20 protein-coding genes and 1 pseudogene are annotated in these 23,865 nt (G+C 68.3%); 12 read left to right on the top strand and 9 right to left on the bottom strand.

The features are described from left to right. Positions 1-62 precede the first annotated feature (62 nt). The gene (locus tag WS64_RS29490; RefSeq protein ID WP_081103992.1) at positions 63-4,076 is read right to left on the bottom strand and encodes a non-ribosomal peptide synthetase; all 4,014 of its coding nucleotides are present in this window, start codon (positions 4,074-4,076) and stop codon (positions 63-65) included. A 218-nt stretch (positions 4,077-4,294) separates the two neighbouring features. Here WS64_RS29490 and gntB point away from each other — a divergent pair, with 218 nt between their 5' ends. The 10 genes from gntB to WS64_RS29435 all read left to right on the top strand — a co-directional run bounded on the left by gntB (position 4,295) and on the right by WS64_RS29435 (position 15,139). Beyond that, positions 4,295-5,302: a guanitoxin biosynthesis L-arginine gamma (S) hydroxylase gene (gene gntB / locus WS64_RS29485; RefSeq protein ID WP_059639809.1), complete on the top strand. Its 1,008-nt coding sequence runs from the start codon at positions 4,295-4,297 to the stop codon at positions 5,300-5,302. Positions 5,303-5,830: 528 nt separating this feature from the next. Next, entirely contained in the window at positions 5,831-6,979 is a 1,149-nt protein-coding gene (locus WS64_RS29475) for an acyl-CoA dehydrogenase family protein (RefSeq protein WP_060968651.1), read from the top strand. Between the two features lie 35 nt (positions 6,980-7,014). Continuing rightward, positions 7,015-7,419 (top strand): thioesterase family protein, encoded by a 405-nt coding sequence (locus tag WS64_RS29470; protein ID WP_059584619.1) that lies wholly within the window; start codon positions 7,015-7,017, stop codon positions 7,417-7,419. Between the two features lie 17 nt (positions 7,420-7,436). Further along, positions 7,437-8,456: a nitronate monooxygenase gene (locus WS64_RS29465; RefSeq protein WP_081103977.1), complete on the top strand. Its 1,020-nt coding sequence runs from the start codon at positions 7,437-7,439 to the stop codon at positions 8,454-8,456. Beyond that, positions 8,453-9,595: a prephenate dehydratase gene (gene pheA, locus WS64_RS29460; RefSeq protein WP_060968650.1), complete on the top strand. Its 1,143-nt coding sequence runs from the start codon at positions 8,453-8,455 to the stop codon at positions 9,593-9,595. The genes WS64_RS29465 and pheA overlap by 4 nt, the downstream gene beginning before the upstream one ends. After that, positions 9,592-10,263, top strand: a complete 672-nt coding sequence (locus WS64_RS29455; RefSeq protein ID WP_060968649.1) for a hypothetical protein — start codon at positions 9,592-9,594, stop codon at positions 10,261-10,263. The genes pheA and WS64_RS29455 overlap by 4 nt, the downstream gene beginning before the upstream one ends. Then, complete coding sequence (locus WS64_RS29450) at positions 10,260-10,784, top strand: shikimate kinase (protein WP_244166685.1); 525 nt, start codon at positions 10,260-10,262, stop codon at positions 10,782-10,784. The genes WS64_RS29455 and WS64_RS29450 overlap by 4 nt, the downstream gene beginning before the upstream one ends. Before the next feature lie 172 nt (positions 10,785-10,956). Continuing rightward, on the top strand, positions 10,957-12,402 hold the full coding sequence (locus WS64_RS29445; RefSeq protein ID WP_060968648.1) for an efflux transporter outer membrane subunit: 1,446 nt from the start codon (positions 10,957-10,959) through the stop codon (positions 12,400-12,402). Next, positions 12,399-13,598 (top strand): HlyD family secretion protein, encoded by a 1,200-nt coding sequence (locus tag WS64_RS29440; protein WP_060968647.1) that lies wholly within the window; start codon positions 12,399-12,401, stop codon positions 13,596-13,598. The genes WS64_RS29445 and WS64_RS29440 overlap by 4 nt, the downstream gene beginning before the upstream one ends. A 2-nt stretch (positions 13,599-13,600) precedes the next feature. Beyond that, entirely contained in the window at positions 13,601-15,139 is a 1,539-nt protein-coding gene (locus tag WS64_RS29435) for a DHA2 family efflux MFS transporter permease subunit (protein WP_060968646.1), read from the top strand. Between the two features lie 262 nt (positions 15,140-15,401). Here the strand turns inward: WS64_RS29435 and WS64_RS29430 are convergent, their stop codons facing one another. From WS64_RS29430 to WS64_RS29410, 5 genes are read right to left on the bottom strand one after another with little or no spacing between them, the layout of a single operon-like run. Next, positions 15,402-15,713, bottom strand: coding sequence for a DUF1330 domain-containing protein (locus tag WS64_RS29430; protein WP_060011815.1), 312 nt, complete (start codon positions 15,711-15,713; stop codon positions 15,402-15,404). After that, the gene (locus WS64_RS29425) at positions 15,710-16,072 is read right to left on the bottom strand and encodes a non-heme iron oxygenase ferredoxin subunit (protein ID WP_059640013.1); all 363 of its coding nucleotides are present in this window, start codon (positions 16,070-16,072) and stop codon (positions 15,710-15,712) included. Before WS64_RS29425 ends, WS64_RS29430 begins: the two co-directional genes overlap by 4 nt. 14 nt (positions 16,073-16,086) lie before the next feature. Continuing rightward, positions 16,087-16,614, bottom strand: coding sequence for an aromatic-ring-hydroxylating dioxygenase subunit beta (locus WS64_RS29420; protein WP_059584605.1), 528 nt, complete (start codon positions 16,612-16,614; stop codon positions 16,087-16,089). Next, entirely contained in the window at positions 16,615-17,874 is a 1,260-nt protein-coding gene (locus WS64_RS29415; RefSeq protein ID WP_050018149.1) for an aromatic ring-hydroxylating oxygenase subunit alpha, read from the bottom strand. It lies immediately after the preceding gene. A gap of 15 nt (positions 17,875-17,889) precedes the next feature. Further along, a complete protein-coding gene (locus WS64_RS29410) occupies positions 17,890-18,996 on the bottom strand; it encodes a 3-deoxy-7-phosphoheptulonate synthase (RefSeq protein ID WP_063896793.1) in 1,107 nt (368 codons plus the stop codon). A gap of 207 nt (positions 18,997-19,203) precedes the next feature. Between WS64_RS29410 and WS64_RS29405 the strand changes: the two genes are divergently transcribed. Continuing rightward, complete coding sequence (locus WS64_RS29405; protein WP_060011819.1) at positions 19,204-19,644, top strand: acyl-CoA thioesterase; 441 nt, start codon at positions 19,204-19,206, stop codon at positions 19,642-19,644. A 41-nt stretch (positions 19,645-19,685) separates the two neighbouring features. Here WS64_RS29405 and WS64_RS29400 read toward each other — a convergent pair. The 3 genes and pseudogenes from WS64_RS29400 to WS64_RS29390 all read right to left on the bottom strand — a co-directional run. Next, positions 19,686-19,883, bottom strand: a pseudogene (locus WS64_RS29400) (LuxR C-terminal-related transcriptional regulator); the annotation flags it as partial. A 306-nt stretch (positions 19,884-20,189) separates the two neighbouring features. Next, the gene (locus tag WS64_RS29395) at positions 20,190-21,467 is read right to left on the bottom strand and encodes a LysR family transcriptional regulator (protein ID WP_347876647.1); all 1,278 of its coding nucleotides are present in this window, start codon (positions 21,465-21,467) and stop codon (positions 20,190-20,192) included. Between the two features lie 688 nt (positions 21,468-22,155). Further along, complete coding sequence (locus tag WS64_RS29390) at positions 22,156-22,593, bottom strand: hypothetical protein (RefSeq protein WP_059584599.1); 438 nt, start codon at positions 22,591-22,593, stop codon at positions 22,156-22,158. A 297-nt stretch (positions 22,594-22,890) separates the two neighbouring features. Here WS64_RS29390 and WS64_RS29385 point away from each other — a divergent pair, with 297 nt between their 5' ends. Then, positions 22,891-23,628, top strand: a complete 738-nt coding sequence (locus WS64_RS29385) for a sulfite exporter TauE/SafE family protein (RefSeq protein WP_060968645.1) — start codon at positions 22,891-22,893, stop codon at positions 23,626-23,628. Positions 23,629-23,865 lie beyond the last annotated feature (237 nt).

The following is a 23,865-nucleotide window of genomic DNA, read 5'->3' as shown; positions in this document are numbered from 1 at the left end:
GCCGGTCGGCGCGCGCGGAGGTGCTTCGAGGATGGGAAAGGTTCAGCCGGGCCGGCCGCGGGTCAGACGGCCTGGCCGGCCGCCACGGCGGCGGCCGGCGTCGCATGGGCCGGGCTGTCGGACAGCGCGCCGGCGAACGACGCGACCGTCGGGAAGCGGAACAGCGTGTCGAGCGACACGCGCCGGCCGAGCGTCTTGCCGAGGCGCGATACGATCCGCATGCCGGCGAGCGAGTGGCCGCCGATCGAGAAGAAGTCCTGCTCGCGCTCGATCACGTCGAGTTTCAGCACGTCGGCCCAGACCGCGGCAATCGCCTCTTCCAGCGCACCGGTCGGCGCGGTGCGGCGCACATCCTCCCGGGCGCCCGCGTCCGTTTCCACGGGCGCGAGTGCGTCGCGCAGCGCGCGCTTGTCCAGCTTGCCGCTGGCCGTCATCGGCAGGCGCTCCACGACGTGGACGCGCGCGGGCACCATGTAGTCGGGCAGGATATCGACCAGTGCGTCGCGCAGCGCGGCCGCAGAGGGCGTCGCGCCGCGCGTGGCCGTGACGAACGCCTCGATCCGCTTGTCCGCCCCTTGCGCGGCCACCACCACCGCGCACTGGGCGACGCCGTCCAGTGCCCGCATGGCCTGCTCGATTTCGCCCGTCTCGATCCGAAACCCGCGAATCTTGATCTGGCTGTCGCGCCGGCCCAGGAACTCGACGCAACCTTCGGCGGTCCAGCGGCCGATGTCGCCGGATCGGAACAGCGTGCGCCCACTCAACCACGGCAGGGTGACAAAGCGTTGCGCCGTCAGGTCGGGCCGCTTCAGATAGCCGTCCGTCACGCCGCCGCCCACATACAGTTCACCGGGCACGCCTGGCGCGGCCAGATTGCCAAACACGTCGATCACGTACAGGTCGCGATGCGAAATCGGCCGACCGATCAGCGCGCGCGCATCGATATCCTCCGGGCGTTCGAGCGTATATGCCGTCGTGAACACGGTGCCTTCGGTCGGCCCGTAGCACACCGTGAGCGCCCGCCCGCCTGCCGCGAAGAAACCGCGCATCGCGTCGGTCGACACGACGTCGCCGCCGGTCAGCACCTGCCGCGCGTGCCGCAGCGCTTGCGGATGCTGCGCGACCATCTCCTGGAACAACGCGGAAGTGAGCCATATCACGCTCGCCTGCGACGACACGAGCGTATCGGCAAGATCCTCGAGGCTCGCATGCGTGCCAGGCTGCACGATCAGTTGCGCGCCGTTGAGCAGCGCGCCCCAGATCTCGAACGTCGACGCGTCGAACGCGAGCGGCGCGAACATCAGCACGCGGTCGTCCTGCCCGATCTTCACGCAGCTGTCGCTCGTCAGGAAATTCACCACGTCGCGATGGCGGCTCGGCGTCGCCTTCGGCTCGCCGGTCGAACCGGACGTGAACATGTAGTAGCACGGCGCGTCGATACCTGCGTCGGGCCTGCCGGCATCGCGGATCCCGGCGTACGATCCGAGCGGCACGCGATCGACGCAGTGGGTCGCGACACCGTCGGCGAACGGCGGCGCGTCCGCGTCGACCAACACATGCGCGACTCCGGCCGCACTGACCTGCCAGTCGCGACGCGCGGCCGGCAGTGCCGCATCGAGCGACAAATAGCAGGCCCCCGCTTTCAGGATGCCGAGCAGCGCACCCACCTGCGCCGGCGAGCGGGCCATGCTGACGCCTACCACATCCCCAGGCCGCACGCCGCACGCGATCAGGTGCGCGGCGACCTCGCTTCCTTTCGCATCGAGTTCCGCATAGGTCCATACGGTCTCGCCGCACCGCACCGCGGGCGCATCGGGCCGTTCGGCCGCCCAGCGCTCGACGAGCGCATGCAGCGTCGCTTCCCGGTACGGCGGCCGCGCGCCTTCCGCCTGCCGGCGCAGTGCGGCGCTCTCGCCCGGCTCGCCCACAGCGTCGGCGGCGCCGATGCGCATGTCGAGCGACAGCGCGGCCGCATCGACCAACCGTTCGACCGCCCGCGCGAACGACGCGACAGTATGCGACGACAACCCTTCGGAGGTATAAACCGGGGTCGGCGTCGTGCCGCCTGGCGTAACGCACAGCAGCGCGTCGATGCGGGTGCGACCGCCCTGCGTCGCGGCGTGCGACGCGGGCGAGTCGTACGTCACGGCGAACGTCGACTGGAAGCCCGGCGCCGTTGCATGGCCCGTACCCGCGCGCCATTCGGCCGTCGCGACATCCAACGCCTGCGGTGCGCGTGCATGACGCTCAACCGCCTGCCGCCACGCGCGCCCGGCCATTCCGGACAATTCGGCGAATGAGGCGGACGGGTCGACGTGCAGCGCGACCGGCAGCGGCACGGGCAGTGTGCGGCCGTCGATGTCCGATGCAAGCCCGATCACGACATCGAGACTGCCGCTGAAGCGCGCGAGGGCCGCCGCATGCAGCGCGAGCGACGCAGCGGCCGGCGCGATCCCGCTCGCGTCGCATGCCGCGTCCAACTGCATGAGCGACTCGGCGCCGCTGGCCGGGTCCTGCCGCCCGGTGTAGAACTCGACGGGCGGTGTCCCGGCGGGCGCATCCGCGATCAGCTCGCCCACCTCCGTGTCGAGTTGCGCGCGCCAGAACGCGACGTCCGCGTCGCCGGCCACGGGCTGCGCATCGTCCGCGCCACCGGCCGGCGCGCCCGCAAGCGCGCCGAGACGGCGATCGGGATCGTCGAGCCAGGCATTCGCGGTCGCGAAGAACGCGTTCATCAGCGCGAGCACATCCGCCTCGGCCGCCGCGGACGTCGAATATTCGAGCATGAAGCGCCCACCGGCTTCGGGGCGCGTCTCGTCGTCGAACACGACTATCACGTTCAGATCGAACTTGGCCGAACCATTGCTGAGCCCTTCGAGGATGTCGACGTCCAGCCCGTCGAATTCGAGCTTGCGCGTCATCGAATTATGGAAACTGAACGCGACCTGAATGTACGGCAGCAGATTCGTCGCGCGTTCGGGCTGAAGATCGGCGACCATGCTCGAGAACGGCACGTGCGAATGCGAGCATCCGGCGCGGATCTCGTCCTTCACGCGGTCGATCAGGGCAGGCCATTGCATGTCGGGCGACAGTTCGACGCATACCGGCAACATGTTCACGAGCATGCCGATCGTGTTCTGAATCCCCTGGACGTCTCGATTGGCGACGGCCGTGCCGACGATCTGGCGTGTATTGCCCGAGCGCGCGGCAACCACGGATGCAAACACCGAGAACATCGTCTCGAACAGCGTTGCCTTGCGCTGCGCCGCGTAATGCTTCAGGCGCGTGGCCAGCGCGGCGGGGAACGGCACCGATACCGAACTGCCGACGAAATCGAGATTCGCGACCGGCGCGCCGGCGCGCGGGAACGGCGAATGGCCGTAAGGTGACCATGTCCGCAGGCGTTCCCGCCAGTACGCGCGTCCCGCGAGGCCGGCCGTCGATTCGAGCCACGCACGTTCGAACTCGCAATAGTCGATGAACTGAATGACCGGCTCGAGCGGCGCAAGGTCCTGCCTGCCACGCTCCGCGTTGTAGAAATGACTCAATTCGCGCAGGAACAGACGAAACGACCAGCCATCGTGAATCAGGTGGTGCTCGATGTGCAGCAGCGCATGATCATGCTCGCTGCGCTTGAACAGAACCCAACGCACCAGCGGCAGCGTGCCGACGTCGATCTTGGCGCCCGTTTCTACCCTGATCAGCGATTCGATGTACGCGTCGCGCGCGTGCTCGGCCGTCTTCGACATGTCGACGACGGGCACCGTGACGGGCCATGCGGGTTCGACGCGCTGCACCGGCTCGCCGTCGTGCTCGACGAATACCGTCGACAGGCTCTGATGGCGCTGAACGAGCCGCCCGAGCGCACGCTCGAGCGCGCCGATGTCGAGAGCGCCGCGCAGGTTGAGGACCGCCTGAAAGTTGTACGCGATGCTGTCCGGCACCAGCATCTCGAGAAACCACGCCTGCTCCTGCGACATCGACAGCCGCGCCTCCGTTCCCGCCGGGTAGCTGCGGCCCGCGGATTCGCTCAACCGATCAAGGACATTGCCCGTCTCATCGAAATGTTTGCTCACGACCACTCCCTTGTTTTCTCGTTGCTGAAAATTGGCATGCGACCGTACTCGATCGACATGCCTGAAAGTCCGAATCACAATGGAAGAAGAACACGGGACATGGCCGTCTCACAACCTGCGAAATTTCACTGTCAATTTCCACAGCGAAATTTCACAGATGCTGTGCAAAACACGTTCGTATAACTTGGTTCGCATTTCAAAACAGGCAAGGAATCGATATGCGCGAACAGAATACGGGCGTGTTGAGGAAGTTCCGGATAAGCGCCGTACTCAAGGCCGATCTCGACCCGCTGTACCGGAAGAACAACTGGCGCGGGCTGCTGGGCTGGATGGGCGACCTTGCGACGATCGCCGGCGCGATCTGGATGACAAGGCTGACGCCGTACGCGTATCCGCTGACCGTGCTGATCGTCGGATCCCGCCAGCGCGCACTCGCGTCGCTATTGCACGAAGCGGCGCATCTGACACTCGCACGCAATGGCCGCTTGAATCGTTTCATCGGCGAATATCTTTCCGGCCTCCCGGTTTTTCAGGATTTCGAATCGTATCGCCAGTCTCACGTCATGTCGCATCACCGGTTTCTCGGCGATCCGACGCGCGATCCGGACTACATCTACTATATCGACTCGGGCCTTCAGCGCGCCGAGGATCGATTCGAGTTCTGCTTCGGCCACGTGCTTCGTACCCTGATGTTGCTGAACGTGTTCAGCTACGCCAACTACCTCGTCCGTCATCGCGTTGCGTCGCTGCTCAAATCGCGGCGTGGCGCGATAAAGCTGATCCTGGTCCATGCGTTCCTGTTCGCAGTCCTTGGCATTGCCACGAACCCCGCAGGGTACCTGCTCTTCTGGCTGATTCCGTACCTGACGTCGTTCCAGGTCATCGGGTGGCTATCCGAGGTATCCGAGCACTTCGGCCTGTTCGGCAGGGAAACCGACGAATTGCTGATGACCCGCAACCGATTTCCGTCATGGTGGGAACGCTGGTTCATCGGCATGCATGGCGACAATCTGCACCTCACGCATCATCTTCTCGCGGCCATCCCGTACTGGAACCTGCCTGCAGCTCACCGAATCCTGATGCGGGACGAACACTATGCGCGCGCCAACGCCCGCACCGGCGGAATCGTGTCGCGCGGAAGCCACCCGCTGTCGGTAATGGAACAGATCCTCGAAGGCTACAAGGCACCGGCCACCCCGTCTCACGCACCGCAGTCGAACTCATGAGCGTACGTGCAATCGTCCTCATCGCCCGCATCGCCGCGGCCATGTCCACGCGGTCCTGCCGACAGGATCGACCGATCATGGCGGCACGCATGCGATCCCGTCGTGGTTTGCGCGCGCGGCAGCGTCGTTAGTCGAGAAGTCCGTCGGGCACCCGGCACGCGATTTCAGTCGCGATGCGGCACGAACACGGTGCCGTGTCGGCACCGCACGCTCGGCGAGCGGCTCGCGCCGCGAGTATCGGATCGACCACGTACGCCCGCCGGCGGCGCATCACGTCGGCCTGCGCGAGGTCGGCCATCCGGTGCCCGGCGGGCGTTTCAAAACAAAGAGGCAATCCGCGAGCGCCGATGTACGCGACGGGCGTCAAGATCCCCTCCGGCAATCGCGCTCCGCCGCCCATCGCCTCGCCGATCACGCTCGCTTCACTCCCCGCTGCGCGCCGCATCGAAGTGCAATAACTGACAGTTTCTCGTCCGGGCGCTTTTCATTAGATTGGCGACACGATCCCTGCAAAGCCCGCGCCCCGACATGACTCTCATCGCCAGCGAAGCACAGCACACGACGACCGCCGCGTACCGGGACATCGCCGGACGCCATGCGCGGTCCGCCCCTTGCGGCGCCTTCCATCGCGACGCATGGGATGCCTTGTCGGACGCGGGACTGTGGCGCCTGCCGGTACCGCGCGAACTCGGCGGCGCGGGCGGCACGTGGCACGACTTCGTCGATGCCTTCGAAGCGGTCGCCGCGGCGCTGCGCTCCGTCGGCTTCGCGATGGCGCTGGCCAATCAGGCGACGCTGATTCGCGCGATCGTCGCATACGGTTCCGACGCGCAGCGCACACGGCATCTGCCGTCGCTGCTGTCCGGCGCCATCGGCGCCACGGCGATCTCCGAGAAAGGTACCGGCACCGAAGTGCGCGCGCTCGAAACGTGCCTCGTTCGCGACGGCGACCACTACCGGCTCGACGGCCACAAGTACAACATCAGCCACGCGCCCGAAGCACGCCTGATGATGATCGTCGCGACGCTGACCGGCGACGGCAAGCCGGCCACCGCGCTGGTGCTGATCGATCCCGAACGCGCGGGCGTGCGGCGCAGCGCCCCGCAGGCGACGTTCGGCGTCGCGGATCTTCCGATCGGCGATCTCGCGCTGTCCGGCGTGCGCGTCGACGCCGACGAACTGCTCGGCACGCCCGGCGACGGGCTGCGCCTGCTGATGGACATCGCGTCGATGAATCGCGCGCTGTTCGGCCTGCTGTGCGCGAACGTCACCCAGCCGTTTCTCGCCGACGCGCTCGCGCATGCCAGCGGCCGCAAGACGCTCGGCGTCGCGCTGGACGCCCATCAGCACGTGCAGCGCAGGCTGGTGGACGTCCAGGTCGGCATCGAACGCACGCGCTGGACGGCACGCGCGGCACTCGATCAACTCGTCGGGCAACGTCCCGAGGCGCTCGCGAACTGTTCGATCGCGAAGCTCGCGGGCGCGCGCGATCTCGCGCAGGCCGCGCTGCACCTGCTCGCGATTCACGGCAGCGACGGCTACCGGCGCGGCCCGCTCGCCACCTTCGTCGCCGACGCGCTCGCGATGGGCTCGGCCGGCGGCACCGAGGAAATGCATTACCGCAACATCTTCAGCCAGATGCAACGACGCGCGGCCGCCACGGCGCGCGCGGCGTGAGCGTTCACCCTTCCATCCCCCTTCAGGAGCTGCCCTTGACTATCCAGACTGGCCTGCGTGCCCGCGCCACCCACCGCGTCGACACGATTTCGCTCGCCGATCAATGGGGAGGCGAAGCGCACGCGCTCGCGAGCCCGATCATGATCATCTTCATCGAACAGACCTGCATGCAGGCGACCGACCATCTGCTGCCGGCCGGGCAAATGACGGTCGGCTACAACTTCGAGATCAAGCATCTCGCACCGACGCCGCCCGAATGGGAAGTGACGGTCGACGCCGAACTGATCGAGGTCGACGGCCGCATGATGACGTACCGGGTCGAGGTGCGCGACGCGGTGGGCGTCGTCGGCGAAGGCGTGCATACGCGCTGCGCGGTCAGCCGCGACGGCTTCCATCGCCGCCTGGACGAGCGGCGCGACAGCGCGGCGCTCGTGCGCTGACGAGCCGGAGCCCGACCATGATTCCGCTTCCGCTGCAGGGTCTCCGGCTGCCGGTGATTGCGTCTCCGATGCTGATCGCGAGCTATCCCGAGATGGTGCTCGCCCAGTGCAGGAGCGGGATCGTCGGCGCATTTCCGGCACTCAACGCGCGGCTCAGCGCGCAGCTCGGCGACTGGATCGACACGATCGACGGCACGCTGCGCGCGTACCGGGAGGCCCATCCCGATGCGCCGGTGGGCCCGTACGCGGTCAACCATATCTGCCATCCGTCGAATCCGCGCGTCGAACAGGACCTGCGCATCTGCATCGAGCGCCGCGTGCCGCTGATGATCACGAGCCTGCGCGCGCCGTCGCGCGACGTCGTCGACGCGATCCACGCCTACGGCGGGATCGTGCTGCACGACGTCACGACGGTGCGACATGCGCAGAAGGCGCTGGAAGCCGGCGTCGACGGACTCGTCCTCGTCGCGGCCGGTGCGGGCGGCCACGCCGGCACGCTGTCGCCGTTCGCGCTGGTCACGGAAGTGCGGCGCTTCTACGACGGCTTCATCGCGCTGTCCGGCGCGATCGCGACGGGCGACGCGATCGCCGCCGCGCGCGCGCTCGGCGCCGACTTCGCGTACATCGGCACGCGCTTCCTGGCGTCGCACGAAGCCAACGTGGTGCAGCGCTACAAGGACACGATCGTCGAAGCCAGCGCTGCCGACATCGTCTACACCGACGCATTCACCGGCGTCCACGGCAACTACCTGCGCCAGAGCATCGAGGCGGCCGGGCTCGACGCGCGCCGGCTCGCACGGGTCGACGGCGCGCAGCTCGATTTCTCGCCGGACGGCGGCGCGAAGCAGTGGCGCGACATCTGGGGGGCCGGCCAGGGCGTCGGCGCGATGGACGCGGTGCTCAGCGTGGCCGACATCGTCGAACGCCTCGCGGCCGAATACGAGCGCGCCGTCGCACGCATGCAGCCGGGCGCGGCCGCGCACGTCGCCGCGCATCGGCCGGCCGTTTCCTCCGCTTCACGGATCGACACGCCATGACGCCCACCGAACTTGCCGCCCCGTCGTCCGTCGACGATGCGATCGCGCGACGCCGCGCGCGGATCGACGTGATCGACGACCAGCTTCTCGAACTGATCGGCCAGCGCATCGCTCACGCAACCGAGATCGGTCATCTCAAGCGGCATGCGGGGCTCGCGGTGCGGCAGCCCGCCCGCGAAGCGTCGATCGTGGCCGAGCTGTGCACGCGCGCGCCGTGGGGGCTGCGCGACCGCGACCTGCGCGCCATCTGGCAGACGCTGTTCAGCGCGAGCCGTGACGCGCAAGCGCTGCCGTCCGTCGCGTTCCTCGGCCCGTCGGGCACCTACACCGAAACCGCGATGCTCCGTCATTTCGGCGAGTTCGCCCGCGGGCAGGCGCACGAGACGATCGACGCCGTATTCGACGCGCTCGCGCGCGGCGACGCGGAATGCGCGGTCGTGCCGATCGAGAATTCGTCCGAAGGCGCCGTGACCCGCACGCTCGACCTGCTGATCGCGCAGGCGGCGAGCGTCACGGGCGAGATCGAACTGCCGGTCGCGCACTGCCTGCTGAGCGCCAGCGGATCGCTCGCCGGCGTCGACAGCGTGGTCGGCCATCCGCAGGCGCTCGCGCAATGCCGCGCGTGGCTCGACGCGCATGCGCCCGGCCTGCGCCGCATCCCGGTGTCCAGCAACGCGGTGGCCGCGCGCGAGGCCGCGCACCTGTATGACTGCGCGGCGATCGCCGGTGAGCCCGCGGCCGCTCTTTACGGACTGCGAATCATTGCCAGCGCGATCCAGGATCACCCGGACAACCACACGCGCTTCGTGATCGTCGGTGGCCAGGCGCCCGCGCCGACCGGCCACGACCGCACGAGCATCGTGCTGCGGCCGACCGACGCGCCCGACGCGCTCGCGCGCGTATTCGACGCGCTCGCCCGACACCGCGCCCCGCTGCTGTGGGTCGGCGTGCGCCCGGCACGCGGCGCCGGCCATGCGTATCGGTACTGCATCGATTTCGGCGGGCACCTGCTCGATCCGAACGTGCGCGCGGCGCTCGACGAGATGGCGCCCGCCGCGTCCGAGCTGCGCGTTCTCGGCGCCTATCCGCGAGCCGCGGGTTGTCCCGACCGGCACGCCGACGGCCCGGCCGCATCATGACGACGGCGCCCGCTTCGTCCCGCGTCGCCGCCCGGCTGCTCGCGATTCGCGACGGTCGCGACGATCGCCTGCTCGTGCTGTGCGGCATCGCCGCGGCGGACTGCCTGTCGCTCGCCGCCGGGCGATGGCTGCGCGCGTTGCGCGCCGAATACGACGACGAACTGGAGCTGCTGCCGTTCGTGCGCGGCACACCCGACGCCGCCGGCACCGCGTGCCTGCTGCGGCGCTGCGAGCGCCTCCGGCTTCCCGCGGTGGCGATCGGCGACAGCCTGGCGACCGCCTATGGCCGCTGGCGCGCATGCCTGCCCGCGGCGCCGCTGACCTGGCGAGTGCTCGAGACATCCGCCGCACGGGCCGCGACGCCGCTGCCCGGCGGCCTGCTGGCGCGCTGGCCGGTACGCCCGGCCGAGCCGGTCGACTGGCCGCGCTCGCGCCGCGTCGTCGCAGATCTCGGCGTGGCGTCGCCGGCGCTCGGCGCACGAATCGGCGCGCTCGCCGACGCACTGTGCGACGGCACGCTCGTCGTCGCCGGCATTGCGCTGGACACGGCTCCGGGCGCGCCGCACACCTTCGTCACCGATGCGCTGGACCCGCTCGCCAACTACGTCCGGATGCAGCGCATCGCCGCCGTGACCCGCCGCGCGCCGTCGCTGCGGAGCCGCCTGTGAGCCCGCGCCCGCAAGCCGGCCCGATGCGCATCGCGCTCGTCGGCATGCCCGGCGCCGGCAAGACGACCGTCGGCAGCGCACTGGCCCGCGCACTCGCGCTGCCGTTCGTCGACGTCGACCGCGAACTCGAACGCCGCTTCGGCGCGCCCGTCGCCGCGCAATTCCATGCGGCCGACTTCCGCGCACGCGAGGCCGACGTCATCGACGCGCTGACCCGCGGGCCGGCGCTCGTGCTCGCGACCGGCGGCGGCGCCGTGCTGCGCGACGACACGCGCGTCCGGCTCGGCCAGCGCTGTTTCGTGATCCATCTCGCGAGCGATCTCGACACCCTGTGGCACCGCACGCGCGGCGACGCGTCCCGCCCGCTGCTGAACGTCGCCGACCCGCGCGCGGCGCTCGCCGCGCTGCACGACGCGCGCGAATCGCTGTACCGCGCGTGCGCGCACTGCCGCATCGATACCTCCGGCCAGTCCGTCGCACAAACGCTCGCGGCCGCGCTCGACGCACTCGCCATCGCGTAACCCGCGCGCCTCTGTCCTTCCCCTTCCGCTTTTCGACGATGCCGGCCGCCGGTGCGGCCGGTGCGGCCGGTGCGGCCGACTGCCATTTCTACCAGTTGCCGTCCGTCTAATAATATCTAAAGATATATTTTTAGATACAGATCGTTCGCCTTCACGCGACAGGAAACCGACCATGCCCCTCCTCATCGACCGAGCGTGCGGCGCCCGCCGCCTAGTTCCCGCGCTCGCCGCGCTCGCGATCGCCGGCTGCGCCCCGTTCGGCCCGCAACGCCCGGCGGCGCGGATCACGCCCGTCGAGCAACTCGATGCGGGCGCCGCGATTCGCTCCGCCGGCACCGGCTCGCCGACGATCGCCGAACGCTGGTGGACCGCGTTCGGCGACGCGCAGCTGGATCGCCTCGTCGACGATGCGCTGGCCGGCGCACCGACGCTGCAGGCGCAGCGCGAACGTGTCGCGCAGGCGCTGGCCGACGCCGACGTCGAAAACGCCGCGCTGCTACCGCAGCTCGGCGCGACGGCGAGCGCGGTGCCGACGCGCCTGCCGGGCAGCTATCGGACGCCGCCGCCCGCGGCCGGACACTGGCAGGTCGACGCGCAGGCCCTCCTCGGCGCGTCGTGGGATCTCGACATCGCCGGCCGGCAGCACGCGCTGGCGCGCGCCGCCGCGCTGCGCGCGGATCAGCAGCGCGCGCTCGAGCATGCGGCCGCCGTGTCGCTGCAGGCGGCGATCGTCGAAACGTACCTGCAGCTCGCGCTCGAACAGCAACTGCTCGCGATCGCGCGCGATACGCTCCAGCAGCACAGCTATCTGCTGCGCCTCACGTCGCAACGCGCCGACGCCGGCCTCGACATGCAGGTGGCCGTGCTCAGGGCGAGCGAACCCATTCCGCACGCGCAGGCCGACATCGACACGCATGCGGCCGCCTCGGCCCGGCTGCGCCACCGGCTCGCCGCGCTCGTCGGCCGGGGGCCCGGTTACGCCGACGCGCTGACACCCGCCGCGCCGCCGGCGGCGGCGTTGTCGATGCCGGCCGTCCTGCCCGCGGCGCTGATCGGCCGCCGGCCGGACGTCCTGGCCGCGCGCTACCGGGTCGAAGCCGAAGCGGCGAACATCGACGCCGCGCGCGCCGCGTTCTACCCGGATGTCAATCTGCTGGCCTTCGCCGGCGTGCAGAGCTTCGGGTTCCGCGCGCTGTTCCACGGCAACAGCGGCACGCTCGGCGCCGGCCCCGCGATCACGCTGCCGATTTTCGAGGGCGGGCGCCTGCGCGCCGGCCTGCGCGCGCAAACCGCCGCCTACAACGCCGCCGTCGCGACGTACGACGACACGGTCGTCAACGCGCTCGCGCAGGTCAGCGACACCCTCGTCCAGATCGACACGCTCGGCCGGCAGCGGGCGCTTCAGCGCGAGGCGCTGGCGCGCGCGCAACGGACCTACACCATCGAAACGCAGCGCTACCGCAAAGGCATTTCCGGCTACCTCGACGTCCTGCTCGCCGAAGGCCGGCTGCTCGAGGATCGCGAATCGGTCGCCCGCGCGGACGCATCGTTCGCGATCGAGCACGCCCGCCTGATCACCGCGCTCGGCGGCGCCACTTCCACTGGAGTCACACAATGAACCGTCCCGAATCCCCCGCCGCCGGGCCCTCGCTGCAACGCGCGCGCCGGCGCTACTTCCGCTGGTTCTTCATCGCGCTCGCCGGCGCGGCCGGCCTCGCCGCCGCCGCGTGGGCCACCACGCGCGGCACCGAGACCACCGACGACGCGTACGTGTCCGGCGACGTCGTGCAGATCTCGCCGCAGATCGGCGGCACCGTCGACGCCGTGCGCGTGCAGAACGCCGACTGGGTGCGCCCCGGCGATCTGCTGTTCAGCGTCGACAAGACCGATGCGCGGCTCGCGCTGGACGAAGCGGTCGCGCAACTCGCGCACGCGGTGCGCCAATACCGCACCGCGCATGCGGACGTGGTGCGCGAGGAAGCGCAGATCCGGGTGCGGCGCACCGAATGGGCCAAGGCGAACGACGACCTGCAGCGCCGGCTGAGCCTCGCGCAAGATGGCGGCGTGTCGCGCGAGGATCTTCGCCATGCGCGGGACGCGATGGACGGCGCGGCAGCCGCGCTGAACGCGCAGCAGGCCGCCTACGACGCGACGCTCGCGCGCACCGACGGCACGTCGATCGACACGAATCCGCTCGTGCGCGCGGCGGCCGCCCGCGTCCGCAGCGCGGCGCTCGCGCTGCGCCGCACCGAAATACACGCGCCGCTCGGCGGGCTCGTCACGCGCCGGGTCGTGCAGGTCGGCCAGCACGTGTCGCCCGGCACGCCGTCGCTGGCGCTCGTGCCGCTCGATCACGTGTGGGTCGAGGCCAACTTCAAGGAATCGCAACTGCGCGGCATGCGCGCCGGGCAGCCGGTCGAGCTGTTCTCGGACCTGTACGGCAGCGACGTGGTGTTCCACGGGCGCGTCGTCGGGCTCGAAGCCGGCACCGGCGCCGCCTTCGCGGCCGTGCCCGCGCAGAACGCGACCGGCAACTGGATCAAGGTCGTCCAGCGCGTGCCGGTCAGGATCGCGCTCGATCCGGCCGAGCTGCGCGCGCACCCGCTGCGTATCGGCCTGTCGATGACGGCATCGGTGCCGGTCGATCGCGGCGCCGGCACCGCGTCGGCGTCGCCGCCCGCCCGTGCTCCGGAAGCACGCCGGTCGATCGACGCCACGTCGATCTATCGTGAGGATGACGAAGCGGGCGACGCGCTCGTCGCCGAGACGATTCGCGCGAACAGCGGCGTCCGTCCGCTCGCGCCGGGAGCCTGACGATGCGCTTATTCTCCCGGAACGCGGCGCCGAAACTGCCGCTGGAGCCACTCGCCGGCGTGCCGCTGGCGCTCGTCGCGATCGCGGTCAGCGTCGCGAATTTCATGCAGACGCTCGACCTGACGATCGCGAACGTCGCCGTCCCGACCATCGCGGGCGATCTCGGCGTCGCACCGGACATGGGCACGTGGATGCTGACCTCGTTCGCGACGCCGCTCGCGATCACGCTGCCGCTCACCGGCTGGCTCACGCAGCGCTTCGGCCAGGTGCGGCTGTTCCGCGTGTCGGTGCTGCTGTTCGTGGTCACGTCGATCCTGTGCGGGATGGCGCCGAACTTCGAGTCGCTGCTGGTGTTTCGCGCGCTACAGGGCGCCGCGTCGGGCCCGATCACCGCGCTGTCGCAGGCGCTGCTGATGGCGGTGTTCCCGTCGACGCGCCGCCACGTCGCGCTGGCCGTGTGGCAGACCACGACGTTCGTCGCGCCGGTGCTCGGGCCGATCGCCGGCGGCTGGATCACCGACAACCTGAGCTGGCCGTACATCTTCTACGTGAACGTGCCGCCGGGCGTGCTCGTGCTCGGCGTGCTCGCGCGGCTGCTGAAGGGGCGCGACAACGCGACGCGGCGGCTGCCGGTCGACGTCGTCGGGCTGCTGCTGCTCACCGCCGCGTTCGGTTCGTTCCAGTTGCTGCTCGATCGCGGCCAGAACCTCGACTGGTTCGCCTCCGACGAAATTCGCATGCTGGCGGTCGTGGGCATCGCGTCGTTCGTCGCGCTGGTCCTCTGGGAGCTGACCGACGACCATCCGATCGTCGACTTGCGGCTGTTCGCGGACCGCAACTTCACGACGAGCACGCTCGCGATCACGGTCGGCTTCGGGCTCTACTTCGGCGCGCTGGTGCTCGTGCCGCTGTGGCTGCAGACCCAGCAGGGATACACGGCCACCTGGGCCGGCATCGCCACCGCGCCGCTCGGCGTCGCGGGGATCGTGATCGCGCCGCTGCTCGGCCGCTTCCAGGGCCGCACCGATCCGCGCCTGCTCGCGACCGTCGCGCTCGTCGGCTGGGGCGCCGCGTCGTTCTGGCGCATGCATTTCAACAGCGACGTGACCCTCGGCGACATCGCCGCCAATTCGCTGCTGATGGGCGCCGCCACCGCGTTCTTCATCACGCCGCTCGTGTCGCTTTCGCTCGCCGGGCTGCCCCGCGAGCGGCTGCCCGCGGCATCCGGGCTGCAGAACGCGCTGCGCCGGATCGGCACGAGTGTCGCGACCTCGGTCGCGCCGACCTACTTCGAGCGCCGTTCCCGCGTGCACAACACCTATCTCGTCGACCACATCACGCCGTACGATTTCGCGTCCGCCGACTGGTTCGCTCGGCTCGATCATGCGGGGCTGTCGCCGTCCGGTGCGCTCGCGTCGGTCTCGCATGCGATCGACGTCGAAGCGCACATGCTCGCGCTGAACGATTTCTCGTTCGGCTGCCTGCTGCTGTTCGGCGCGACGCTGCTGGCGGTCTGGTCGATCCGCTCCCGCCACGCGTGACGCGCGACGGAAAACATCCGGAAGCCGTCTCGTCCGGCAGGAGCGACTGACCGGCTAGCCGGGCGGCGGGCGGCGGGCGGCGGGCGGCGGGCGGCGGGCGGCGGGCGGCGGGCGGCGGGCGGCGGAAGTCTCTGCCGAATCGCATCGCCGTCATCGGTGAATCGGCCTGGCGGGCCGCGCTCGACGGCACCGCGAATGAAAAAAGGGCTGCGCGCCGATCGACACGGCGCGCAGCCCCTTCAACTGCGCCGCTTAACGCGGATTAACGCGGATCGCCGGGCGCCGGCACGTAGCCGTCGGCAAGGATGCCGATCGTCCGCGCGGCCGGCTCGCGCAGGCGCTTGGCCGCCTGATAACCCTCCGACCGATACCACTCGCGGGCGCGCTCCGCCGACTCGAATTCGAGCACGACGACGCGCTTGGGCGCCCAGTCTCCTTCCAGCGTCTCGACTTCGGCGCCGCGCACGAGGAAGCGCCCGCCGTACTCGGCCACCGTCGGCGCGCCGAGCCGGCGGTACGCCTGGTAAGCGTCGACGTCGTGCACGTCGATGTCGAACACCACGTACGCGCTCATGATCGCGCCTCCGCAGGCGCGGACGCCGGCGCCGCCGCGTCGGCCGGCGCGAGCTGCACGAACACGCGGCCGTTCTCGATCTTCACCGGGTAGGTGTGCACGCACGTCGTCAACGGCGCGCACAGCGCCATGCCGGTCCGCACGCTGAAGCGCCCCTGGTGCAGCGGGCATTCGATCTCGTCGTCGAGCAGGAAGCCGTCGCTCAATCGCGCATCGCCATGCGTGCACTGGTTCTCGGTCGCGAAGATCTCGTCGCCGACGGCATACAGCGCGATGTCGCGGCCGCCCACCCAGACGCCGAGTATTCCGTCCGCGCGCACCGTTTCCGGCGCGACTGCATCGATCCATTCCGTAGTCACGTTCGGCACCTCGTTCAGATCGGGTAAATCAGCGAGTTCGGAATCATCTCGCTGTCGTAGACGCAGATGCGCGACTCGAAACGCAGCCCGTGCGGCGTACGCAGGATGCGGTCCAGGTAGCGCCCGGTGTTGTACACGTCGCTCATCTGCTCGGTCTTCGTGCGCAGCACCGCGTAGTTCGTCTCCGCCTCGATCACCGTGTCGTCGAGATACGTGACGAGCGGCAGCCCGATCACGTGGCGCTGATAGTACGGATCGAAGAACAGCGTCTCCTTGATCCCGTAGACGCGATCCTTCAGCATGCCCTTGCTCTCGAAATCCATCACCGCCAGCGGCAGGTTGCGCTCGTGGTTCTCGCGCGGCACCACCGTGTACCGGCATTGCTCGATGAAGAATTCCGGCCACGCGTCCCAGTCGCCGCCGTCGAGCACGGCCGCATATCTCGCGTTGAGCTGGACGAGCGAATAGAAATCCTCGAAGGTCGCGCCGCCCGCGTGCGGCTCGGCGGCCGGCCGGGCCGTTCTTGTCGTGATCGTGCTCATTCAGGCCTCCATCACTTGGCGCCAGTACTGGTACATGCCGCGCACCAGCGTTTCGCTGACCATGTGTTCGGTCTGCTCGTCGATCTGCCGGCCGCCGAGCTCGTTGTAAACGTTGCCGTGCTGGATCTGCTCGAAGCTCTGCTGCACGCATTCGATGACCTCGCCGTCGTCCGCCGACACGAAACCGGCCGGCCCGAACAGATTGGCCTGGCGCAGACGGCGCCGCGTCATCTCCTCGGTGTCGGTCTCGAAACCGAAATGCGTCCACACGTAGTCGAACACGCCCGGGCCGATCGGCCGGATGCGCCGCGTCGACAGCGCATTGACCTGCTGCTGGATGATGACGCTCGGCATCAGCGTGAGCATCACGACGGTCGGATCGCCCCACCACGGTTCGTGCACGACGTCGAGGAAGCGGTCGTCGTGCAGCGTCATGCGCTCCTTGAAGCTCGTCACGTTGTGGGTCACTTCTCCGCCGCCGCCGCCGCTGCGGATCGACACCATCGCGCCGTGCCGGTGATGCGCATCGGTCACGAGCCGGGCGGGATTGTCCGCGCGCCACAGGCCGAAGTTGACGAACCAGGTGTGCAGCAGCCCCGCGTGATACGGATCCTTGATGTTCTCGACCATCAGCTTCCAGTTGCTCGGCACGCGCTGCCGCGTATAGCCGAGCACGGTCAGCTTCGGGCCGTGGAACAGGCGGTCGTAGTAAGGCAGGATGCGCGGGCCGAGGAAATCCTCGAACGATTCGACGTTCTCGTCGAACGACGCGAACACGGCGCCGCCGCGCGTCGACACGCGCAGGCGCCGCAGCGCATGCTTGCCCGGCTCGAAATCCGCCGGCATGCCGCCGTTGATCGTGCCGCCCTGACGCACGCCGCGCCGGAACGGCACGCCGATCAGGTTGCCCTTCAGGTCGTAGTTCCACTGGTGATACGGGCAGTGGAAATCCTTCGCCTTGCCCGAGCGCTCGCGGCAGAACTGCATGCCGCGGTGCGCGCACGCGTTTTCGAAGACGACGATCTCGCCATCCTCCGTGCGCGTCATCACGACGGATCGCTCGCCGACTTCCGTGCGCTGGAAATCGCCGGGAGACGGCACTTCGGCTTCGAGGCCGATGTAGCACCAGTGATTCGCATAGAACAGGCGCTCGAGTTCCCGCTGGTACAGCGCTTCACTCGTATACGCCTCGTATGGCGTGCGGCTGGCGCCGTCGCCTTTCCAGTCGAGCGCGCGGGCGATGTCGATGGGTGAGTTCAAGAGAGCTCCTTTCATTCAGTAAGAAACGGCCTGCCTCGCGACGGCGGCACCGTGCGCGATGAAGCCGGCTGGCGAACGCCGCCGCGCAACCGCCGCGGCAGCCAACTGCTCGATGAGTTCGGCCGTGTGATCCCAGCCGAGACATGCGTCGGTAATGCTTTGGCCGAACACCGGCGGCGTGCCCGGCACCAGGTCCTGCCGCCCCTCGACGAGGAACGACTCGATCATCACGCCCACGATCGCGCGCTCCCCGCGATGCAGTTGCGCGGCGAGGTTGCCGCAGACGTCGATCTGCGCGCGGGTCTGCTTGCCGCTGTTGCCATGGCTCGCGTCGATCACGACGTACGGGGGAAGATGCGCGTCGCGCAGCGCGGCGCAGGCGGCCGCGACGCTGGCGGCGTCGTAGTTCGGGGTCTTGCCGCCGCGCAGGACGATATGCGTGTCGGGATTGCCGGACGTGGTCGCGATTTCCACGCTGCCGGAAACGGAGGGCCTCAGGTAACTGTGCGACACGCGCGACGCGCGGATCGCGTCGATCGCGACCTTCACGTTGCCGTCGGTGCCGTTCTTGAAACCGATCGGCAGGTCGAGCCCCGAGGCCGCCTGGCGATGGATCTGCGATTCGGTCGTCCGCGCGCCGATCGCGCCCCAGGACACGAGGTCGTCGAGATACGGCGCGGTCATCGGATCGAGAAATTCGGTCGCGGCCGGCAAGCCCAGCGCATTGATGCCGAGCAGCACCTTGCGCGCGACGCGCAGGCCGTCCTCGATCCGGAAGCTGCCGTCGAGATACGGGTCGTTCACGAGCCCTTTCCAGCCGACCGTGGTGCGCGGCTTTTCGAAATAGACGCGCATCACGATCTCGAGCACATCGGCGTACCGCTCGCGCAGTGGCGCGAGCCGGCGCGCGAACGCCAGCGCGGCGTCCGCATCGTGGATCGAACACGGGCCGACGATCAGCGCAAGCCGGTCGTCCTCGCCCGCGATGATGCGCGCCAATGCGCGCCGCGCATCGCCGATCGACCGTGCCAGGCCGGGATCGCACGGCAACTCGGTGCGCAACCGCTGCGCACTGATCACCGCCACGCCTTGCGTCAACGCTGCCTCAACGGGTTTTTCCATTTAACGCTCCACTCTCGCTGATCGGATGCCGATTTACGGAGGCAATTAGAGCGCGGTCAAATCCCCGGTGATACTGTCATTTATCTCAGAAGCATTTCACATGGTGGATATCTGTGATTTCCGACAGTATTCCGATATGCGGATCACGTCTAACTTAACTCCTGACAAAACACGTTCTCACCTGCTGTTCTGCCAAGGAGCCTCGTAATGACAAGAAAATATTTTGAAACGCGAATCGACGTGAAGTATCGGGAAACGGACGCGATGGGCCATGTGAGCAGCCCCGTCTATTACGACTATCTGCAGCACGCGTACCTGACCTACATGCACGATCTGCTCGAGCTGCCCTATTCGGAAAAGCTGCCGCACATCATGGTCAAGACCTCGTGCGAATATCTGAAGCCCGCGCAGTACGGCGATACGATCACGGTCCGCAGCAGCGTCACGCGCTTCGGATCGAAGAGCTTCGAACTGGAATACCTGATGGTGCGCGACGGGCAGGCGGACGCCGACGATTCGGCCGACGATCATGCAGTGGTTGCGCGGGCCGTATCCACGCACGTGATGTTCGACTACGGCAGCAAGACCACGGTGCCGGTGCCGGAAGAGTTCAGGACGCGCGTGCTGTCGTTCCAGGGCGCGATCTGATGCCGCAGCCGGGGGTCCACGGACGGACACCCCGGCGCCATTCAAGCAAACACGATCAGGCCCATCAACACGGCTTTCACGACCGCATTGGTCTTGTTGGACGCGTTGAGCTTGACGATCGATCTCGAGATGTGGAAATTGATCGTCCGCTCGGTCAGGCCGAGAATGATGCCGATCTCATACGCGGTCTTCCCCTCCGCCGCCCATCGCAATACCTCGCATTCGCGCATGCTCAACGCGACATCCACGGGAGCCTCTATATTCGCCGCACACTGAATCATTCGTTTCTCCATCCAGAATAAGACGCCAATGTTTCAGATTCATTTCCGCCGCTCATCTCGATTCACATGCCCCTCGGATTGGATGTTTATTATTTAAAGGCGTCACGAATATTCGGCGAATTCAAAAGCAACGATCTTCCCACCCATTATCTCCGGTGTTGTCACAATGGAATCGAGCATACCGAATCGATTTACGCTTCGGAAGATGCACGAGACGCAATGTATCAATGACGTTGACGCACGCCACCAGAGTTGCACGACACGTCATATCGAAACGGCCGCACGACTGGCGGGCGCGATCGCATCGGCCACGCGCGGCGCGCAGATACTGCGCACGCAATCGCGCAGCCAGCGATGCGCGGGGTCGCGATCGAAACGCGGGTGCCAGATCTGCGAGACGGTCAGGTCCGCGATCGGCAACGGCAGCGTGAAGCTGTACATGCCGGCGCGGGACCGCTCGGTCTGCCGCTCCGGCACGCTGGCGACGAAGTCCGAGCTGCGCGCGAGCGACAGCGCGGTCGGGAAGCTCGACACGACGGTGGTCACCGAGCGCACGATGCCGAGGGAATCGAGCAGCGTATCGATCGGGCCGTTGAACTGCCCGCGGCGCGACACGCCCACTTGCGGGAACGACGCGAAGCGTTGCGGCGTGATTTCGCCGGTCGCCAGCGGATGATCCGCGCGGACCACGCCGATGAAGCGGTCGCGAAACAGCGCCTGCACGCGCAGTTCCGGGCCGGCCTGGCCGATCACGCCGACTTCGAGATCGATGTCGCCGTTGCGCAGCGCATCGACATGCTTGTTGGGTTTCGGCGCGAAGCGCAGCCGCACGTCGGGCGCGACGCGCGACGCGTGTTCGAGCAGCGCCGGCGCGAAGGTCTCGACGAAGGCCTCGTTCGCGCGAATCGAGAACGTGCGCTTGAGCGTACGCATGTCGACCCGCTCGCACGGGCACATGACCGAATGCGCCTCCACGACGAGCGCATGCACCCTGTCGCGCAACTCGAGCGCACGCGGGGTCGGCACGAGATCGCGCCCGGCCCGCACCAGCAACGGATCGCCCGTCATCACCCGCAGCCGCGCGAGCGAGCGGCTGAGTGCGGACGGACTGAGGCCGAGCGCGTTGGCCGCGCCCACGACGCTGTTCTCGGACAACAACGCGTCCAGAACGACGAGAAGATTGAGGTCGATGGAAGTCGCCATGTTGCGCTCTTGCTGTACTGTCGGGACCGGCCGGCCGATGGGCCAGCGGCATCGTGCCTCGGGCGTATCTGCTCCGTGATTCGCGATAGACCGGAAATCGGCAGTCGCGCCGCCGAGCCCGACGCACGATCGTGCGTCCGCCGAAATGGCGGGCAGTGAATGGCGGGGAGTATTCGTGCCGCTGAGAAAAATCCGCTGCGGATTTATTGCACTTGTGAACGATTGTGCACCGCGTTGCAATAAATCGCAACCCGACACGATGCGTATCAGGTTTAAATGAAACGATGAACGCGAATGAACAATAAAACAAAACCGATTCGATTGCGTCGCGCCGCGCATCGCGCACGCAAGCCGGCAGGTGAAGCAGGGCCTGCCGCAGCAGAGCCCGCGCGAGCCTCGGCAGGCGCTGCGCGGCCGGCCGGCACTGCGTGCGCGCAAAGCACCGCACGGTCCGCTCATCGAGATCGAATAACAGAACTTTTAGACTCTTCTATTGACTTTCTCGTCAATATTCCGTCTTGGCTCGCATACGTTTCACGAAACAAATCCCGATCAACCGATTTTGCGAAAATCTTCCGGCGATTCGAGAAAACCGGCTGGAGTGTCCGCCGCGCCCGTTTTGCGACTCGATCGGCATTTCACCGGGGTTCGGTGATGTTTCGTCCGACTCGCCCGGCTGGAATGTCCACCGTTGTCAAAACCGCGCTTCAATCTGCTCGGTCCGGCCGCGTATGCAATCGGCGCCGCACTCGCCCAACCTTGCTGCTGCAGCTTGCCCGTGCGCTCACCCGCGAACCGTCCGCCCCAGGGTGAACGATTCCGCTGTGGCTTCACCCGCGCCGCAAACAACAGGAATCCTCATGAAATGCGTCGACGCCGGATTACCCGGCGTCCGTCGCGATTCATGCTCGGCGATCACGGAGGCTTGCCCGGCCACCCGGCGCCATCGGCGCTTGCCGGCGGACGTGCGAAACGACGTCGCGACGATGTGCGCTCGACCCATCGCCGCTCGCGGGCGAACCGCCGGTCAGTCGTCGTGCTTGTGGCGCTTTTTGTTCTTGTGCTTGTTGCCGTGGTAATGATCGCTGGAACGCGAGTTGTTGCGCGACACGTGGCCGCCCAGCGCCGCACCCGCGCCGCCGCCCACGGCGGCGCCGACGAGGCTGCCGGCCGTGCCGCCCATCGCGTTGCCCGCAGCGGCGCCGGCGCCGCCGCCCAGAGCGCCGCCGACGACCGCGCCCGTGCGTTCCCGCTTGTTCGACGTCACCGCACCGCCTGCGCCACCGCCCACGGCCCCGCCGATGATCGCCCCCGTGCTCCCGCCGACCGCGTTGCCGACCGCCGCGCCTGCGACGCCACCCAGCGCGCCGCCCAGCGCGTTGTTCGTGTCGCCTGCCACGGCAGGCAGCGACGCCACCGCAGTCGCACCGACCACCACTGCCATCCCGGCCAATTTCTTCAGCATTTTTTTGCCCCTTCCGCTTGATGAGATATCGGTGCGCGAATCTAGCACCTTTCCGGTAAGCCCATCGTAATGAAGCGTTAAATCGGGTGTTTTTTCTGACCGGGATCGCCGCGGCGGCGCATCCCGTCGGCACGTTCGCCCCCTGCCACGACGCGACGGACGCTTCGTATCGCAGCCCCGGCCTCTCCCGCCGCGTCGGTCCTTCCCGCGCCCACGATCCTGCATTACCATCGTGCGTCCGCCGCGCCTGCCCGCTTCCGGCTAGCGAGTCCAGCCACCTCCCCGTTCCCGCAACCGATGCTTGCCCTCATCATCCTCGCCGGCCTCTGGGCCGGCCTCCAGAACGCCCTCGCGGGCGGCGGCTCGTTCATCACGCTGCCCGCGCTGATCGTGTCGGGAATGTCACCGCTCGCGGCCAACATCACGTCGACGGTCGCGCTGTTTCCCGGCCAGGTCACGATGGGCTGGGCGAGCCGGAACATGGTGAGCGGCGTCGGCAGGCTGCCGTTTCGCGCACTGTTCGCGATCAGCGTGGCCGGCGGCGCGCTCGGCGGCCTGCTGCTGCTCAAGACGCCGTCGTCGATCTTCTCGCACCTGGTGCCGTGGCTCGTGCTGTTCGCGACGGTCGTGTTCGCGTGGGGCAGTTTCTTCCGCAAACCGGGCGCGGGCGCGCAACATCTCGGCCCCGTCGCGGCCGGGGTCTCGCAGTTCCTGATCGCGGTCTACGGCGGCTACTTCGGCGGCGGCATCGGGTTCCTGATGATGGCCGCGCTGACGATGGCCGGCCTGCCGCCGCGCCACGCGATGTCGACGAAGAATGCGCTCGCGGGCGTGATGAACGCATCGGCCGTCGTGCTGTTCGTGACGTCGCCCGAACTGCACTGGCGCGCGGCGATCGCGCTCGGTGCGGGCGCGATCGTCGGCGGCCTGCTCGGCGCGTGGGCGCTGCATCGCGTGAACGAACGCGTGCTGCGCATCGCGATCGTCTGCATCGGCGCGCTGCTGACCGTCGGGTTGTTCGTCAAACCGATCTGACGCACGCCCGTTGCCGCCTCGATCGCGGCAATCGACGCGCAAACCGCAACACGTCTTTCGCGATCCGGTGCCGAACCGGGTCGCGCTGCCAGCGCTTGTCGCCGTGCCGGAGTCGCAGGCGTTCAACCCGGATTCGCGCGTCCCGTGTCGGTTCGCGGTCCTGACGGCGCGCGCGAACGTCGCGGCGCATTGCTTGCGGCGAAGGCAGCCGTCGTTCGGGCCGGCCGCCGGCGTGAA

The organism is Burkholderia anthina (genome assembly GCF_001547525.1).
GTDB lineage: Bacteria > Pseudomonadota > Gammaproteobacteria > Burkholderiales > Burkholderiaceae > Burkholderia > Burkholderia semiarida.
The sequence above is the reverse complement of the archived record's forward strand: the minus strand, read 5'-3'. Positions and strand labels throughout refer to the sequence as shown.

Bases quoted from the DNA above. Each gene is read 5' to 3' on its own strand.
- gntB (WP_059639809.1), top strand. From the start codon at position 4,295: ATGCGCGAACAGAATACGGGCGTGTTGAGGAAGTTCCGGATAAGCGCC.
- WS64_RS29475 (WP_060968651.1), top strand. From the start codon at position 5,831: ATGACTCTCATCGCCAGCGAAGCACAGCACACGACGACCGCCGCGTAC.
- WS64_RS29465 (WP_081103977.1), top strand. From the start codon at position 7,437: ATGATTCCGCTTCCGCTGCAGGGTCTCCGGCTGCCGGTGATTGCGTCT.
- pheA (WP_060968650.1), top strand. From the start codon at position 8,453: ATGACGCCCACCGAACTTGCCGCCCCGTCGTCCGTCGACGATGCGATC.
- WS64_RS29455 (WP_060968649.1), top strand. From the start codon at position 9,592: ATGACGACGGCGCCCGCTTCGTCCCGCGTCGCCGCCCGGCTGCTCGCG.
- WS64_RS29445 (WP_060968648.1), top strand. From the start codon at position 10,957: ATGCCCCTCCTCATCGACCGAGCGTGCGGCGCCCGCCGCCTAGTTCCC.
- WS64_RS29440 (WP_060968647.1), top strand. From the start codon at position 12,399: ATGAACCGTCCCGAATCCCCCGCCGCCGGGCCCTCGCTGCAACGCGCG.
- WS64_RS29435 (WP_060968646.1), top strand. From the start codon at position 13,601: ATGCGCTTATTCTCCCGGAACGCGGCGCCGAAACTGCCGCTGGAGCCA.
- WS64_RS29430 (WP_060011815.1), bottom strand. From the start codon at position 15,713: ATGAGCGCGTACGTGGTGTTCGACATCGACGTGCACGACGTCGACGCT.
- WS64_RS29420 (WP_059584605.1), bottom strand. From the start codon at position 16,614: ATGAGCACGATCACGACAAGAACGGCCCGGCCGGCCGCCGAGCCGCAC.
- WS64_RS29410 (WP_063896793.1), bottom strand. From the start codon at position 18,996: ATGGAAAAACCCGTTGAGGCAGCGTTGACGCAAGGCGTGGCGGTGATC.
- WS64_RS29405 (WP_060011819.1), top strand. From the start codon at position 19,204: ATGACAAGAAAATATTTTGAAACGCGAATCGACGTGAAGTATCGGGAA.
- WS64_RS29395 (WP_347876647.1), bottom strand. From the start codon at position 21,467: ATGCGCGGCGCGACGCAATCGAATCGGTTTTGTTTTATTGTTCATTCG.
- WS64_RS29390 (WP_059584599.1), bottom strand. From the start codon at position 22,593: ATGCTGAAGAAATTGGCCGGGATGGCAGTGGTGGTCGGTGCGACTGCG.
- WS64_RS29385 (WP_060968645.1), top strand. From the start codon at position 22,891: ATGCTTGCCCTCATCATCCTCGCCGGCCTCTGGGCCGGCCTCCAGAAC.